Origin of the sequence: Streptomyces murinus, assembly GCF_002154555.1 — a bacterium.
In the GTDB taxonomy this organism is placed as follows: domain Bacteria; phylum Actinomycetota; class Actinomycetes; order Streptomycetales; family Streptomycetaceae; genus Streptomyces; species Streptomyces murinus.
The window spans coordinates 1-14818 of record NZ_MUNF01000169.1; the positions used below are offsets into that span (position 1 = coordinate 1).

Sequence of the window (14818 nt, forward strand, 5' to 3'; positions counted from 1 at the left end):
TGGTGGGACCCGACGGCGCCGGGGGCTCGTACGAGCCATTCGTTCCATACGGCGCCGTCGGGTCCCACCAGTACCTCGAACCGCAGGTCGGGCCAGAGCGGGAGCGCCCAGCGGCGGGCCTCGCACTCCGCGTCGCCGAGCTTGCGGGGTACGACGCTCTCCGGTTCCCCGAGGACCGACCGGTACCGCGCCGCCGCACCCCGTGTCCTCGGCGACCGCACCATCGCCTGCCAGCGCTTGTTGGCCTCCCGCATCTCCCCGATCGAGGCGCCCAGCGTTCTGCGGGCCTCGTCCACGAGATCCGGATTGTGATCGGCCATACGACGCAGCAGCACCAGCTGGAAATCGAGAGTCACGGTACCCATGGTGCCCAGTGAACGCCCCGTAGGGGTTACTCCGGGACCGTGATGCTCGGCGGAGCCGGTGTCGCCGCCGACAGCGCACGGACCGCCGCCAGGTCCTTCGGGTGCCGCAGCGCCGAGGAGATCGCCGCGATGTCCCGCAGGAGCACCGTGGGGTCGGCGTCCCCCCGCACCGCGCCGCCGCCGTTCTCGATCGCGTCCAGGACGCCCACCGCCGCCGACACCGCACGGGCCCGCGACGCCGGATGCCCCACCGCGAGCGCCGCCGCGTACGCCCGCTCGGTCAGATCGGTGTCCACATGGCGGGCGAGCGGCAGCAGGGCGTCCCGGATGTACGTCTCCCGGCGGATCAGCCGAAGTTCCCCCGTGGCCCGCAGCGAGAACCGTGGCCCCGACCCCGTCGTCGACCGCAGCACCCGGTACAGCGGACCCAGCCGGTGGTACGCCAGCCGGACCCGGCACCGGTCGTGCAGGGCCTGCCCGGCATGCGGAAGGATGAAGCCGGCCGCCAGCAGGATCGCGGAGAGCGAGGCCACCGGCGGCGCCAGATTCGTGCTGAGCCAGTCCGGGTCCCGGCCGAACCACCGCGCGACCACCGCCGTCACCTTGGCCGCGTCGTACAGCAGGCTCAGCGCGTACCCCCCGCCCAGCAGCCGCAGCCCCCAGCGCAGCCACGCGTCCAGCCCCCGGTCGCGTACCCAGTCCCAGATGACCCGGGAACTCAGCGCACAGGCGACCGTGTGGGCCAGCAGATAGAGCAGGATCTCCTCACGCATGAAGGGCGTACGGGCGTAGTACGTGTCCAGGTCCCGCACCCGCTCCACCGGCACGTCGGCCAGCAGGAACAGCACCCACAGCGCGACGACCACCAGGGTGTACCCCGAGACGATCCACCGGGTCGCCCGCCGGGTGCGCGCCGACCGCCCGGCCCGCCCGCCCCAGCCGTCGCGCCAGGTGACGATGAACAGCAGCCCCGCCCCGGAGTTCGCGGTGATCAGCGAATAGCACCAGGGCGCCGAGAAGTTGGGCACCCCGGTGAGCACGTTCATCCGGTGGATCATCGACGGCACGCAGAACACGAACACCGTGCACGCGAACAGGAGCACCCCGCCGACCGCGCGCAGCAGCGGGTCCCGCCACAGCCGGATGATCGTGGGCAGCTTCAGCAGCAGCGCGACGGTCAGCAGCGCCGCCGGGATCCAGAAGGAGATGTACAGACGGCCGAGCAGCACCGAAGGGTCCAGTGCCAGCGTGCTCACCGCGCCGCTCCGCCCCGCCCGCGATAGCCGAGGGCACGCTGCAAGGGATCCTGCGGGGTGTCACCGGACCCGCTGAGCCGGGCCCGGAACAGGGTCGCGAGCCGATGGCCGAAGTCGTCCGCCTCGGCCTCGTCCGTCTCCCGGGAGCCGTTGCGCGCGGCCACCGTGAGCGCCGTCTCCGGCCAGCCGGGCGTGTCTGCGAAGGCGCGGGCCGCCGCGTCACCGGCGAGGTGATGGTGCCGGTGCCCGGCGTGCAGATGCCACAACTCATGGCCGAGAATGACCAGTTGCTGCACGTCCTCGGCCCGGTCCTCCACGATGACCAGGTCGAAGTCGGCGAACTCCACCCACAGCCCGGTCACTTCGATCTCGTCCGGGAAGCGTTCGAAGCGTAGTTCCAGCGGCCGCCCGCCGCGCAGCGCACTCATCTCCTCGCACAGCGCCCGGCACAACCCCCGTACCCCGTCGGGGGCTTCGGGCCGGGCGCGGACCGCCGAGGCCAGCTCGCCGGCGAGGGAACGCATGGCGGTGCCGGAGCCGCCGGGGCGTCGCAGTCGTGCGGTCAGCTGTGCCGTCCGCCGGCGCGCGCCCGCGATGCCCATCCGTTCCCTTTCCCGCCGTCCGCCGCTTCTCACGGACTCCCACCGCGAAGCTCCGTTCGGGGCCTCGCCGAAGCCCCATCGAGCGTACGCGCCGGGATATGCCCGCGTCACGCGATCTCAGGGGCGTGGTTCAAGACACAACCAACCCTCCGGCGGCCTTGCCCAGCAGCGTCAGGCGGACCTCGCCCGGACCCGACAGCGTGGTGAACTCGGACAGCACGGCCAGCGCGAGCGTGTTCTCGCCGCGCGTCCGCAGCACCCCGTTGGGCAGCGCGAACGTGTGCTGCGGGCCCACGTTGTTGATGTACTGGCCCATGTTCCAGCCGTTGAGGAAGATCTGCGCCCGATAGGCCCGGTACGGATCGTCCTGAAGCGTCAGCCCGACCGAGGCGTCCACATCGCCGGGCACCGCCAGCCGGAAGGTCGTGCGATACCAGGTCACTCCCTGGTACCGCTCGGCGCGCGGGAAGTCCACGGACTCCCAGTCGCGGTCCTCGAACCCCGGCAGATGCCAGCCCGCACGCTCGCCGTGCAGACCGCCGTTGTTCAGCGGCCCGCGCACCGGGTCGGCGCGGCCCTCGCCCTGGATCCGCCAACTCACCTTCGGCGACGCCCCCTTGAAGACCGCCGCGGTAAGGCCCCGGGCGGCCTTGTGGGTGTCGTCCGACCTGCCGTCCTGGTCGTGCTGCATCCGCCGGACGAGGACGGACAGCACATGCCGGCCGGGGGAGCGCAGCGCGTCGCGCACCGGGAAGGCGGCCGTGTCCGACCAGGTCCCCTTGCGGATCGTGGCGGCGTCCGGCACCGGCATCCGGTGCGTGCCCAGCGGCTCACCGTCCAACCAGGCCATCAACATCCCCTGGGTGCCGGTGCTGTAGCCGAGCGCGACCTCCGAGATGTCGCCGGAGTCCTCGAAGACGCCCCGGTACCAGACGTCCCCGTAGTGGAACCCGTAGTCGTCGGCGAACAGCACCGGCTGACCGTCCGGGACGGCCGAAGTGCTGTACGACGTCTTCTTGTCGGCCCTCTTCCACGTCGAGTCGTCGTAGCTCGGGCCCACTTCGGGGTTCTCCCGGCACATCCGCCACTTGCCCAGCGCGGGCAGCCGGACGTCCGGTACGGCGGGCAGCATCTCGGTGGTCATCAGGCTGCCGGACATCGTCACCCGGGTGGCCAGCCTGCGCCCGTTCCACACCAGCCCGGAGATGCCGCGCGGCCCCCACACCTCCACGCTCGTCGGGTCGGTGATGTCACCGGTCAAGTGGACCTCGGAGCCGCGCAGTTCGACATGGCGCAGCAGCTGGGGGCCGTACACCAGCAGGGACCCGGACGGGGTGTCGTAGGGGAACAGCCGTACGGAAGTGGCGTCGTCGGCGAAGAGCAGGAGCAGCGGGGTGTCGGTGTCGCCCTTCTCCACCAGCACCCGGATCAGGCCGCTCTGCCCGAGGGGGGCGTTCACATGCAGGCCCGAGTCGTCCACGCCCCAGGCGGCCTCCGGGTCGAGCCGCATGACGTCCGGATCGGTGTCGCACTCCAGCACCAGCTCGGCCATCTCGCCCTTGCGCCCGGTGAACACGGCGACGTCCTGCCGCCCGGCGGTCAGGCACATGGTCGGCTGCACGGTCGCGTACTTCAGCTTCCGCCTGCCCAGCGACAGACCGGTGGTCAGCAGCTTGGCGTCCTTGCCCGGCACGGTGATCCGCACCCGCCCCTCGGCGGTGGGCAGATCGGCCGCGACCGGCTCGGCTGCGTCGTTGCGCGCGATGTACACATGGGCGCCGGTGTCCGGGTTGGCCAGGTGGTAGACCTTCAGCCCCTTGGCGCGCACCTCCGCCGCGCGGTCCAGCTTGGCGAAGTCGGGGACGCGTTGCAGCAGATGCCCGAGCTGGTGCATCGGGGCGATCTTCGCGGTGACGTTGCGGGCCTCGTCGATCGCGGCGCCGTAGTCGTACGACGTGTAGACGACCGGCGCGGGCAGCCAGCCCCAGGAGGTGCCGCCGAAGGTCATGTAGACGTTGTGCAGGGTGATGCCGTTGGCCAGGTTGGTCAGGTAGAAGCGGCGTTCGTAGGCGGCGTCCCGGCTGCGGCGGGCCTCGGCATAGCCCTTGCCGTCGTAGAAGGAACCGCCCCACGGGTCGAACCAGCCGCCGCCGAACTCGGGCACGAACCCGGGCGTGGCGGGCGAGGCGCTGGCGCCGCCCTTCGCCCCGCCGGGCCCGAACGTCCCCCAGTCCGGCGGGGTCTGGGACGGCGAGGGGTACCCGTCGAAGCCGTACAGCCAACCGCCGCGCTCACCACCGGTGTCGAAGGAGCCGGGGGTCCAGTACCCGTTGCGCCCCTTGTCGTTGTGGAACAGCGGTACGTCGATGCCGTCGGCGCGCACCTTCTTGTACAGGTGGGACATGTAGGCGCGGCTGTCGGCCGAGTCCACGTGCGCGTCGAACTCGTTCTCGATCTGGTAGAGCAGCACGGTGCCCTTGCCCTGGGTGAACAGGTGCTTGCGGGCGATCCGGTTCACCCGCGTCAGCCACTCGTCCACATGGCCGAGGTACGTCGGGTCGGCCGAGCGGGCCCGCCCCTTCGTCGCGGTCAGCCAGCCGGGGAAACCGCCGCCGTCCACCTCGGCGTTGATGTACGGGCCCGGGCGCAGGATGACGTAGAGCCCGGTCTCGGCGGCCATGCGCAGGAACAGGTCCAGGTCGCGGACGCCGGAGAAGTCGTAGCTGCCCGGGGCGGGGGAGTGGTAGTTCCAGGCGACGTAGATGCTCACCGCGTTGTAGCCGTGCGCGCGCATCTTCTGGAGCACGTCCCGCCACAGGGCGGGGCTCGGCAGCCGGAAGGGGTGCAGTTCGCCGGACCACACGACCAGTCGTCTGCCGTCCACCAGCAGGGAGTAGCGGTCGTACCCGATGGTGTGGTGCTCGCCGTCCGCGCGCGGCGGGGCGGGCACCGGGCCGGTCGGCACGCTGCGGGCCGCGTACGCCGAGGGCGCTCCGGTTCCGCCGCTGCCGCCCAGGGCGAGGCCGAGCGCGGCCGAGCCGGTCAGGGCACTGAAGGTACGTCTGCTGAGCGCCAAGGTGGATCCTCCCGGCGATCTTACGGGGCGCGGATTCCGGCCATTCTCCACGCGAGGACGTCCCACAATGGATTCATGAGGATCTCGGCACGGGCGGATTACGCGGTACGGGCGGTACTGGAGCTGGCCGTACGGCAGGGTAACGGGCCGGTGAAGGCAGAGGAAATCGCGGCCGCGCAGGGGATTCCGCACAAGTTCCTGGAGGGGATCCTCGGCGATCTGCGGCGCGCCGGGATCGTGGACAGCCGGCGTGGCGGGGGCGGCGGTTACCGGCTCGCCCGCGAGGCTCCGGCGATCACCGTGGCCGATGTCATCCGGGGCGTGGACGGCCCGATCGTCTCCGTGCGCGGCGAACGCCCGACGGGCCTGACCTACACCGGCACCGCCGAACCCCTGCTCCCGCTGTGGATCGCCCTGCGTGCCAACGTCCGCCGCATCCTGGAGGGCGTGACGATCGGGGACCTGGCGTCGGGCACGCTGCCGGACCCGGTCCGGGCGCTGGCGGCGGAACCGGCGGCGTGGGAGAACCCGTAGACCGCCGACCGGTGCACGGAGCCCGTCCGGTCATGTCCCCTTCGGGCCGCGGGGCCGCTCACCGCGGCCCGTGCTTCTCGGGCGGACGTAGGGCCCCGGGGCCGGTGTGAGACGCCCCCCGGTGATGAGGGAACCAGCCTGCTTCAGGCCGCGGACGCGGATGCTCACCTCGTAGCCGACGATGTCCGGGATCGACGCGATCTGCCGGGTCAGGAAGCGGTAGAGGTCGTCGGTGTCACGGCAGATGGCGATGGCCATGATGTTGTGCGGCCCGCTGATGGCACCGGCGAAGGCGATCTGGTCGTGCCGGGCGATCTCCTCGCCGACCGCCTCCAGCCGGTGCGGCGGGACCCGGAGCCAGAGCGTGGCGTGGAGATGGTGCCCGAGCGGTTCGGAGAGCAGGTCCACGTCGTAGGCGAGGGTGCCGGACTCCTCCAGCGCCGCCAGCCGGCGCAGGACCCGGCCCTTGCTCCAGCCCGTTTCGGCGGCCAGCCGGGCATGGGTGGCACGGCCGTCCTCGGCGAGCGCGGCGAGCAGCGGCCGGTCCTCGTCCGTGATCTCCCGGTACGGCCCCGACGGGGGTGCGGCACCGGCGGTCAGCAGGGTCTGCTGCTCCGCCGTCAGATGGCCGCCGTAGCCGTTCCATTCGGCGGACAGCCCGGTGCCGAAGCCGTGCAGGATCATGTCGATGTGCAGGTTCAGCACGGCCGAGGTGCGGGGGAGTTCCTTCAGGAGAACGGTGTCCCCGGAGTCGGCCGCCGAGGAGCGCAGCAGGCAGATGATCTCCGAGCCGCCCGAGGCGAGCCGCGCGAACGACACCTCGGGGCGGCGCACCAGGGCCTCGGCCAGCGCCCCCACCCGGTCGGGCCGGCAGGCGATCCGGGCGACCCACTCGACCTGCCCGTACGAGGCGGGGGTGACCCGGCCGTGCACGCGGACCACACCGCTGCGCACCAGCGCCTGGTAGCGGCGGGCGACGGTCTGCTCGGAAGCGCCCACGGCCTCGGCGATCCGGGCGAAAGGGGCGCGAGCCGAGCATTGCAGGGCGCGGATGATCTGTCGGTCCATGGCATCGGGCATGAGCGGATCGTTCCATGAAGAACCGGACTGTGGAGGTTTTGGCCCGAGTCGAGGGGTCTGTTTGGAGCACAGCCCGGCGGTCGCCGAGGGTGAGGGGCGTACCAATGGAAAGGACGCGTGTTCCCATGCGTAAATGGCTGCCCCTCCTGGCGGTCTGTCTCGGCTCGTTCATGCTGCTGATCGACGTCACCATCGTGAATGTCGCCCTCCCCGACATGTCCCTCGCCCTGCACAGCACGTTCGCCTCGCTGCAATGGGTGATCGACGCCTACGCCCTGGCCCTCGCCGTGGTGCTGCTCGGGGTGGGAGCGCTCGCCGACCTGACCGGGCACCGGCGCGTCTACCTGGGCGGTCTCGTGGCCTTCGCGCTCGCCTCCGCGGTGTGCGGCGCGGCGCCGAACCCGGGCCTGCTGATCGCGGCCCGTGCCGTGCAGGGGCTCGGGGGTGCCGCGATGTTCGCGACCGCGTTCCCGCTGCTGAACGCCTCCTACCAGGGGCGTGACCGGGGCACCGCGTACGGCGTGTGGGGCGCGGTCTCCGGCGCCGCGGCCGCGGTCGGCCCCGTCCTCGGCGGTCTGCTCACCGAGGCCGTCGACTGGCGGTGGATCTTCTACGTCAACATCCCGATCAGCGTGGTGGCGGTCCTGCTGGCGGTGAAGGCCCTGTCCGCGGACCGGCCCACGTCCGGGCGCCGCCCCGACTGGACGGGAACCGCGCTGTTCACCGTGGCCGCCGCGGCCCTCGTCCTCGGGGTGATCCGCGCCCAGGAGCACGGCTGGACCTCCGGCGCGGTCCTGGGCCTGTTCGCCCTCGCCGTCGTCGCCTTCCTCGTCTTCCTGGCCGTCCAGGTCCGCTCGCCGCACGCGATGCTCGACCTGTCCCTGTTCCGCAGCCGCTCGTTCAGCGGGATCATGATCGCGTCGCTGACGGTGAACGTCGCGGCGTTCGCGATGCTCGCCTACACGTCGATCTGGCTCCAGTCCCTGCTCGGGCTGACTCCGCTGGAGGCGGGGCTGACCGGACTGCCGCTGTCCGTGGCCTCGTTCTTCACCTCGCTGGTCGTCGGCCGCTTCCTGCACGGCGCCCGCCCGCAGCTGCTGATAGGCGGCGGCATGGTGCTGATCGGCGCCGGTGCCCTGGCCGAGACCCTGCTGATCGGCGCGGGCTCCGACTGGACGGCGCTGATCGTCGGCTACGCGGTGATCGGCATCGGAGTCGGCGCCACGCTGCCCACGCTGGGCTCCTCGGCGACCGCGGCGGTGGGCTTCCAGCGCGCCGGGATGGCCGCGGGCGCGACCAACAGCGCACGCCAGCTGGGCCACGCGATCGGCATCGCCGTCCTCGGCAGCGTCTTCGCGTCCTCGTCGGCCGCGTGGCTCACCGACCACCACGTCCGGGGCGGCACCGCCCTCGGCCGGGCCCTCTCCGGGGGCGGCGCGGGCCACGTCCTGGCCGCGACCCCGCCCGCGGACCGCGCGCAGCTGGCCGACGCCCTGCACGGCGCCGCGGCCCACGCCCTGCGGGCCGGCTTCACCGTCGCCGGAATCGTGGGCCTGACCGCCGGCCTCCTGGCCCTGCTCCTGATGCGCCCCCAGCGGGTCGCCCCGGCGATCGACCAACAACCGGTCCCCGCCCACGCCTGACCGGGCCTGTACACGGCGTAACGTCCGACTCGTCCGCCCCTCAAGCCCCTGACCTGTGATACCGCAGGTCAGGGGCCTTTCTCGCGGCATCGTGGGCGTCGCCTCACTCCTGTTCGGTCCTCGAATGTCCGCCGGTCCCGGGGCCGAACTTCGGTGACGCCTCAGGAGTGGCGATCCGGTGCTCCCAGCGCAGGGAGGGGGCCTGGTCGATCCAGTACCGGTGGGACGCGGGCGTCACGCGGAGCCGTACGGAGTCGATCTCCGGAGCCCCGGCGTCCCGCCAGGCGACGAGGGAACGTTCCACGTCGTCCCACAGGGCCACCGGGCCGCCTTGGCGGACGGTCCAGTTCTCGCCGTCGAGGAAGAACTCGGCGAACGACTCCCTCTCCGGATCGAACAGATACCGCAAGGGCGACCCGTCACCGTTCGTCGCGCGGACGAACTGAGCGCCGGGCGCCGCCAATTGCGCAAGGAAGGCCGGCATCCACTCCTCCAGGGCAAGAGGAGGCATCTGAGTGCGCCGCTCAGTGTCCGCGTACGCGGTCCGGGCGGAGAGATCGCCGGCCACGGGTGCCGCTGCCTGGGCTCGCGCCTGCATGAAGGAGGAGCGCCCGACGATCGAGCCCTCGGCGGTGCCGTCATCGCCGACGGCCAGTTTCGCGAGGCCGGTTCCCCACGGCCACGAGCCGACCGTGCCGAGGACAACGCCTCCGGGTCTCGTCTGCCTGATCCATGCGTACGGAATGCGGCGGACCGCGCAGGTGGCGATGACCCGGTCGTAGGGTGCCCGGTACGGGTGGCCGAGAAGCCCGTCGCCCGTCACCGTCCACGTCGAGAAGCCGGCGGCTTCGAGAGCGGCATCGGCGCGCGCGGCCACCTGTGCGTCGACCTCGACCGTGGCGACGTTGTCCTCGCCGAGGCAGTGGCACATCAGGGCTGTGGAGTAGCCGGTGCCTGTGCCGATCTCCAGGACTCGGTGGTTCGTTGCGAGGTCCAGGTTCTCGATCATGCCGACGACGGTGGCCGGATCGGTCGAGGAGGACGTGGGCACGCCTACGACGGGTCCGTCGGCCTGGTCGGCGGTGAGGTGGCCGTCGAGCTGGGTGGTGAGGGTGTCGACGCTGTATGCGATCTTCACCCACTCGTCCGGGTCCGTGTCGGCGGCGGTGACGGGACGCCAGGTCCGCCCCTCGTCCAGGAAGACTCCGGGGCGGAGGAACTGCTCACGGGAGACGGCCTCGACGGCCGCACGCAGCCAGGGGGATTTCAGGACACCTTCGTTCATGAGCACGGTCGCCATGCGACGCCGCTCGGATGCCGGGTCGGTCATCGGCGGTCTCCTTGTGCGAGTAGGTCGGCGAAGGCGGAGGACATCGCGAGGCCGGTCTCGGTCTCCAGCCACCCCCACTGTCCGTTGGGATTCAGTTCCAGCCACCAGTAGTCCCCCGCGCGGTCGACCGCGAGGTCGAAGCTTCCCGACACCAGATCCAGTCGGTCCAGGTAGGCATGCAGCCCGTTGGCCACCCGGTCGGGAAGGTGCTCCACGGTGTAAGTCAGCGCGCTGTAGTCCTTGCGCCAGTCCAGGAGGTCGGAGTCGATGCGTACGGCGAACGTATGCCGGCCTACGAGCAGCACGCGGACATCGGCGACCTTGTCCACACGGGCCTGGAACATGTGGGGGGCGACCCGGACGCTGTCGTCGATCTCGTCGGCGGTGACCGGGTCCGCCCAGCCGGTCACCGGCACGCTGTCACGCGTGTAGGGGGTCCATCGCAGTGTCTTGAAGATCGACCGCCCCTGAGCGCGGACGAACTCGCGTGCCTCGTCAGGGTCGTTGGTGACAAGGGTGGGCGGGATGGTGAAGCCGAGTTGCCGGGCGAGAACGAGCTGCGCGGGTTTGTAGTCGGCTGCGGCGACGCGCAGGGGGTGGTTGACCCAGAGCGGGCCGCTCAGGGCGTAGAGGATGCCGCCGAGTCCGTAGCGGACCTGCGCTGCCGCGAACCGGGAGTCGTCAGCGGAGAGGTGGGGAAACGTGGGCCATTGCGGGCGGCGCCAGTACACCGAGCGGACTTGGGTGACCTCAGCGGTTCTCGACGGGGTGCGCACCTGTCCGACCACCGGGGCCGGGCAGGTGCCGAACCGAGCCGAGACCGTGAGGGCCTCGCCGATGTCGGCGAGGTCGAACCGGACCACCGGCACTTCGCGCCGGTTGAGTTCGGTGATCACCATGTCGGCGGTGATGTCGTCCGCCTCGGTGGCCACCAGAACCGGCCTCTCCTCGGCCATGGCCATCAGTCCTGGTTGCTGTCCTGGTCGTGCCCCTGATCGTTCTTGGAGTCCGAGTTCGTCGTCGTGGAGGTCTCGGTACCGGAGCTGGTGCCGTGCTTGCCCATCTCGACCACCTGCCCGACGCGGTCGCGGAACACCCCGAGCTGCGTTGCGGGGTCGATGGCGACCGTGGCGTGGGGTCGGCGGATGACCGTCGGGTAGGGCGCGAGTCGGCTCGCACCCCACGGCCGCGTGGGGGAGGGGAATGTGACAGAGGTGGTCATGAGACTCCTCGGGGTGAAGGGTGTGGTGCGGGAAACCGCCTGCGCCCAACCGCCCGGCAGCCCGTACCCGCAGAGCCCGGCTCGGCGCGCCCGGCTGGAGCTCCGGCGGCGTGTGACCAGTGAACGACGATCCGTTACCTTCTCCCAGAGCGAACCTCGCGCAATACCCGGGCGTTTTCCAGGCGTTGGAGGGTGGCGGGCATGAGTGCGTGAAAGGGTTCTCGTGAGGGGAGACCTATGACGTCGAGGCGTAGACACTTGGCGGAACGGCGCGCGGCCCGAGGTTACTCGCAGGAGGAATTCGCAGAAGCGCTCTTGGTGGCCGCGTCCACCGTGGTCCGTTGGGAAAGCGGTCGCGCCACCCCGCGTCCCCATCAACGGCCCAGGATCGCGGAGCTGTTGGGAGTGGCCCTCCCCGAGCTGGAAGCCCTTTTCTCCGACGAACAGCCGGCGGAGGCAGCCGGGCTCTCCGCCACTCCACCCCTTCTCCATGGTGATGATGACGACATGAAGCGCCGCGAAGTCCTGGGCCTGCTCGCCGTCACGGGTGCGCTGGTCGCTCTTCCCGATTCCGGTGAGGCATCCCGAGGGCGGGCGGCGTCGACGCTCTTGGAGACAGGGGACGCCCTGCATCGCAGCCTCTGGCAGGTCTACGCGCTGTCGGACTCCAAGCAGGTTGTGTTCCCCGCGGTGCGCGCACAACTCGATGTGATGGCGAAGGGACTGACCGAGACCCGTACCGCTGTGGATCGGTCCCGACTGTGTCGGATGACGGCCGACCTCTACCAGCTCGTCGGTGAGCTGTTCTTCGACACCAACCGGTACACCGACGCCGCGCAGTGCTACACACTGGCCGCCAACGCGGCCTACGCCGGTGGCGACCACGATTTGTGGGCCTGTGCCATGACCCGCCACGCGTACGTCGAGCTGTACGCGCGCCGCGCGCACGCTGCCCAACCGCTGCTCGCGGCGGCTCTCCGCGTTGCTCGGAGGGGCGACGGCACTCTTTCCACCCGGCACTGGATCGCGGCCGTCCAGGCGCAGGCGTACGCGGCCGTGGGCGATCTCGACGCGTGCAGCAGGGCTCTGGATGAAGCGGGGAAAGTGCAAGGCCTCGATGGCGCTCACTCCCACAACGGGGGCTGGCTCCGCTTCGACGGCTCCCGCCTGGCCGAGGAGAGAGGGGCCTGCTACCTCCAGCTGGGCCGCCCTGATCTCGCCGAGGAAGCGCTCACCGCGGCCCTTGCCCAGCCTCTGTCCCTGCGTCGCCGCGCCGCCGTTCTGAGCGACCTCGCCGTGCTCGGAGCGCACAGGCGGGACGTCGACCAGGTCGTGCACTACGCGGAGCAAGCACTCGGACTGGCCGACCGGTCGAATTCGGGATTCATCGGCAAGAAGCTGGACGGGCTTCGGGGGCGTCTTGCCCCGCTCATGTCCGATGACCGAGTCTCGACTCTTGATCACCGAATCGCGGCGCTTCCGCGCACCGCATGACGAGAGGGACACGCGCATGAATGACGGCCGGATCTTCCGCGAGGCGTGGATCGACGGTGTGAACAAGCACTATCCCGGCGATCCGAAGCCCGGCTATGTCACGCCGTGGGACGAGACGCCCGCGTGGGAGCGCGAAGCCGCCACCGCCGTGTACGGGCAGGTGCGCGGCTTCATCGAGGCCAGTGGCGGACATGCGGCCCGGCTCACCCGCGAGCAGAAGGGCCGATTCGTCGCGATCTGCTGGACCGCCCAGATGTTCAGGCACTTCGAAGACCCGAAACCTGGATATGTCGCCGACTGGTCCGAGCTGCCGGCCTGGCAGCGGGAGACGGACGCGGACATCTTCGAACGCATCGAGGGGACCGTCTGAGCTCAGGAGCGACGACGTCCCCGTCCGGGCCGATCCGGGCGGGGACGCCTTGTCGCAGGCCATAGCGTTGCGTCGCCTGTTCCCGGCGGGCGGCCTCTCGCCTGCGCCGACGCGCTAATCCCGCGAGCCGGCGTAGGCGACGAACGCCGACCAAGTGGTGGGAGCGAGGGCGAGTTGGGAGCCCTGCTTGTCCTTGGAGTCGCGGATGTGGATGGTGGCGGGGGTGGTGGCGACTTCGATGCAGTTGTCGCCGGATCCGCTGCTGTACGTGGACTTGCGCCAGTTCAGGGCGACTTCCACGCAGTCGCCGTCGCCGCTGCTGCTGTAACTGCTCTTGAACCAGTTCATGGGTTCCCTCGCATCCGCTGCAACAGGCTCCGTGAGTATTCCGGGGAGAGAGCCTGCGAACGCATCCTGGCATACCGTTGGTGAAGGATGCTGATCTCCTTCGCGTCCGATACGAGGATCCCGCCACGCTGCCCTTCGCAGTAGGCGAACCACTTGTGCTTCGGGGTCTCCAGCAACTGCATGGGACCGGCGAGACCGGCGTGCGATGCGCGGGCAGTCGGCATGATCTGGATCTCGACGTTCCGTAGCTCGCTGACCTCCAGGATGTGGTCGATGACTTCCCGGGTGACGTCCGGCCCGCCCGTGCCCCGATGGAAGACGTGCTCCTCCAGGATGAAGTTGAACGCCGTGTTCGGCCGCTCCCACAGCAACTGCTGGCGCTTGGCGCGGGCGAGCCACTGCTCTTCGATCTGGCTGTCGCTCAGCGGCGGAAGCTGCTCGGTGAACAACACCCGCGCATACCGCTCCGTCTGCAAGAGCCCCGGCACCATCCTGGACTCGTACGTGTAGAGCGTGATGGCCACTTGCTCCAGCATCGCCCAGCGGCGGAACCAGGAAGCCAGTCCAGGATCGCGCTCAAGGTGCTCGGCGGCCCGTCGGAAGGCGCCCGTGTTGCCGAGTGCCGCCTCCGCCGCCTCGATGAAGTCGGGGTCGGGCATACGCCTGCCCAACTCGATCGAGGCGATCGTGTGCTTGGAGTACCCCACGAGTTCCCCGAGTTCCTCCCGAGTGAGCCCGTGATACTCGCGGAGCGCTTGAAGCACCGCCCCGAACGTGCGCAGACTTACCGACGACTCCGGCTCACCGCCGCTTCCCGTAGCCATACGACAGATCGTCACGCCCCGTCATGAGTACTGTCTAGTCCGTAACCGCGTACGCCCGCGCAGCGTACACGCGTCACCCCTGGTGAACCCCCCTCCCCGCGCCCCACATTGGGCGCATGACAGCACTCCCGGTCATCACCCCCACACTCGTCCAGCGCCTCAGTTCCACCCCCCGCGGCGCACGCCTCGCGCGGCGGCTCGCCGTGGCGCAGTTGGATGGCTGGGGGTACCCCCATGACAGTGAGACCACCGAGGCCGTCGCCCTCGTCGTCGCCGAGCTCGCCGCGAACGCCGTCACCCACGGGCGCGTGCCGGGGCGGGACTTCGAGCTGCGGCTCGCCCGGGGCGCGGACGGTATCCGGATCGAGGTAAGTGACACCCGGTCGGAATGCCAGCCACCCTCGCCGGAAAACGTGACCCCGCCCTCCCGCCTCGCCGAGTCCGGGCGCGGGCTGCTGCTCGTGGACGCGGTGGCCCGGTGCTGGGAGGTGGTGGACCGGGAGCCGCCGCCGGGCAAGACCGTGCGGGCCTTCGTCGCCGTACCGGCGTCTTTCGAGAATGTTTTCGATCCTGCGCCAAACATTCACAGCCGTGCCTAGGAACGTGACGCGCGTCGACCCTAGTCTTCCGGGCGTCATGGACTACTGCCTCCCGTGCCGACGGCACCTCAACGG

General features: G+C 70.6%; 14 protein-coding genes and 1 pseudogene. 5 read left to right on the forward strand and 10 right to left on the reverse strand.

Annotated features, from left to right (window positions below; genetic code table 11):
• From CCN72_RS12535 to CCN72_RS12550, 4 genes and pseudogenes are all read right to left on the reverse strand, one after another.
• Positions 1-365, reverse strand: a pseudogene (locus CCN72_RS12535) (hypothetical protein); the annotation flags it as partial.
• Between the two features lie 26 nt (positions 366-391).
• Positions 392-1621 carry an MAB_1171c family putative transporter gene (locus tag CCN72_RS12540; RefSeq protein WP_086807597.1) on the reverse strand — a complete coding sequence of 410 codons (1230 nt, stop codon included), beginning with the start codon at positions 1619-1621 and terminating at the stop codon, positions 392-394.
• Positions 1618-2223, reverse strand: a complete 606-nt coding sequence (locus tag CCN72_RS12545; RefSeq protein ID WP_202441984.1) for a toxin-antitoxin system, toxin component family protein — start codon at positions 2221-2223, stop codon at positions 1618-1620. The genes CCN72_RS12540 and CCN72_RS12545 overlap by 4 nt, the downstream gene beginning before the upstream one ends.
• Before the next feature lie 130 nt (positions 2224-2353).
• Positions 2354-5299: a glycoside hydrolase family 35 protein gene (locus CCN72_RS12550; protein ID WP_086807598.1), complete on the reverse strand. Its 2946-nt coding sequence runs from the start codon at positions 5297-5299 to the stop codon at positions 2354-2356.
• A gap of 75 nt (positions 5300-5374) precedes the next feature.
• On the opposite strand from CCN72_RS12550, the gene CCN72_RS12555 reads away from it, so the two are divergent.
• A complete protein-coding gene (locus CCN72_RS12555; protein WP_085564576.1) occupies positions 5375-5833 on the forward strand; it encodes an RrF2 family transcriptional regulator in 459 nt (152 codons plus the stop codon).
• Positions 5834-5863: 30 nt separating this feature from the next.
• Here CCN72_RS12555 and CCN72_RS12560 read toward each other — a convergent pair whose 3' ends face one another.
• Positions 5864-6913, reverse strand: coding sequence for an Lrp/AsnC family transcriptional regulator (locus tag CCN72_RS12560; protein ID WP_086807599.1), 1050 nt, complete (start codon positions 6911-6913; stop codon positions 5864-5866).
• Positions 6914-7038: 125 nt separating this feature from the next.
• Here CCN72_RS12560 and CCN72_RS12565 point away from each other — a divergent pair, with 125 nt between their 5' ends.
• Positions 7039-8556 (forward strand): DHA2 family efflux MFS transporter permease subunit, encoded by a 1518-nt coding sequence (locus CCN72_RS12565; RefSeq protein ID WP_086807600.1) that lies wholly within the window; start codon positions 7039-7041, stop codon positions 8554-8556.
• Between the two features lie 103 nt (positions 8557-8659).
• Here the strand turns inward: CCN72_RS12565 and tgmC are convergent, their stop codons facing one another.
• Genes tgmC through tgmA form a run of 3 tightly spaced genes read right to left on the reverse strand, consistent with a single transcriptional unit; the run spans position 8660 to position 11108 of the window.
• On the reverse strand, positions 8660-9886 hold the full coding sequence (tgmC, locus tag CCN72_RS12570; RefSeq protein ID WP_086807601.1) for an ATP-grasp peptide maturase system methyltransferase: 1227 nt from the start codon (positions 9884-9886) through the stop codon (positions 8660-8662).
• Entirely contained in the window at positions 9883-10842 is a 960-nt protein-coding gene (tgmB, locus tag CCN72_RS12575; RefSeq protein WP_086807609.1) for an ATP-grasp ribosomal peptide maturase, read from the reverse strand. Before tgmB ends, tgmC begins: the two co-directional genes overlap by 4 nt.
• Positions 10843-10847: 5 nt before the next feature.
• Entirely contained in the window at positions 10848-11108 is a 261-nt protein-coding gene (gene tgmA / locus CCN72_RS12580; protein WP_086807602.1) for a putative ATP-grasp-modified RiPP, read from the reverse strand.
• A 237-nt stretch (positions 11109-11345) separates the two neighbouring features.
• On the opposite strand from tgmA, the gene CCN72_RS12585 reads away from it, so the two are divergent.
• Positions 11346-12602 (forward strand): helix-turn-helix transcriptional regulator, encoded by a 1257-nt coding sequence (locus tag CCN72_RS12585; protein ID WP_086807603.1) that lies wholly within the window; start codon positions 11346-11348, stop codon positions 12600-12602.
• Positions 12603-12618: 16 nt separating this feature from the next.
• Positions 12619-12972 carry a hypothetical protein gene (locus CCN72_RS12590; protein WP_086807604.1) on the forward strand — a complete coding sequence of 118 codons (354 nt, stop codon included), beginning with the start codon at positions 12619-12621 and terminating at the stop codon, positions 12970-12972.
• Positions 12973-13086: 114 nt separating this feature from the next.
• On the opposite strand, the gene CCN72_RS12595 is transcribed toward CCN72_RS12590, so the two are convergent.
• Together CCN72_RS12595 and CCN72_RS12600 are read right to left on the reverse strand one after the other, a co-directional pair.
• Positions 13087-13320 (reverse strand): DUF397 domain-containing protein, encoded by a 234-nt coding sequence (locus CCN72_RS12595; protein WP_086807605.1) that lies wholly within the window; start codon positions 13318-13320, stop codon positions 13087-13089.
• Positions 13317-14144 carry a helix-turn-helix domain-containing protein gene (locus tag CCN72_RS12600; RefSeq protein ID WP_086807606.1) on the reverse strand — a complete coding sequence of 276 codons (828 nt, stop codon included), beginning with the start codon at positions 14142-14144 and terminating at the stop codon, positions 13317-13319. Before CCN72_RS12600 ends, CCN72_RS12595 begins: the two co-directional genes overlap by 4 nt.
• Before the next feature lie 116 nt (positions 14145-14260).
• On the opposite strand from CCN72_RS12600, the gene CCN72_RS12605 reads away from it, so the two are divergent.
• Positions 14261-14743, forward strand: a complete 483-nt coding sequence (locus CCN72_RS12605; RefSeq protein WP_086807607.1) for an ATP-binding protein — start codon at positions 14261-14263, stop codon at positions 14741-14743.
• The last annotated feature ends 75 nt before the right edge of the window (positions 14744-14818 follow it).

Bases quoted from the DNA above. Each gene is read 5' to 3' on its own strand.
- CCN72_RS12585 (WP_086807603.1), top strand. From the start codon at position 11,346: ATGACGTCGAGGCGTAGACACTTGGCGGAACGGCGCGCGGCCCGAGGT.
- CCN72_RS12565 (WP_086807600.1), top strand. From the start codon at position 7,039: ATGCGTAAATGGCTGCCCCTCCTGGCGGTCTGTCTCGGCTCGTTCATG.
- CCN72_RS12590 (WP_086807604.1), top strand. From the start codon at position 12,619: ATGAATGACGGCCGGATCTTCCGCGAGGCGTGGATCGACGGTGTGAAC.
- CCN72_RS12595 (WP_086807605.1), bottom strand. From the start codon at position 13,320: ATGAACTGGTTCAAGAGCAGTTACAGCAGCAGCGGCGACGGCGACTGC.
- tgmC (WP_086807601.1), bottom strand. From the start codon at position 9,886: ATGACCGACCCGGCATCCGAGCGGCGTCGCATGGCGACCGTGCTCATG.
- CCN72_RS12600 (WP_086807606.1), bottom strand. From the start codon at position 14,144: ATGGCTACGGGAAGCGGCGGTGAGCCGGAGTCGTCGGTAAGTCTGCGC.
- CCN72_RS12555 (WP_085564576.1), top strand. From the start codon at position 5,375: ATGAGGATCTCGGCACGGGCGGATTACGCGGTACGGGCGGTACTGGAG.
- CCN72_RS12545 (WP_202441984.1), bottom strand. From the start codon at position 2,223: ATGGGCATCGCGGGCGCGCGCCGGCGGACGGCACAGCTGACCGCACGA.
- tgmB (WP_086807609.1), bottom strand. From the start codon at position 10,842: ATGGCCGAGGAGAGGCCGGTTCTGGTGGCCACCGAGGCGGACGACATC.
- tgmA (WP_086807602.1), bottom strand. From the start codon at position 11,108: ATGACCACCTCTGTCACATTCCCCTCCCCCACGCGGCCGTGGGGTGCG.
- CCN72_RS12605 (WP_086807607.1), top strand. From the start codon at position 14,261: ATGACAGCACTCCCGGTCATCACCCCCACACTCGTCCAGCGCCTCAGT.
- CCN72_RS12560 (WP_086807599.1), bottom strand. From the start codon at position 6,913: ATGCCCGATGCCATGGACCGACAGATCATCCGCGCCCTGCAATGCTCG.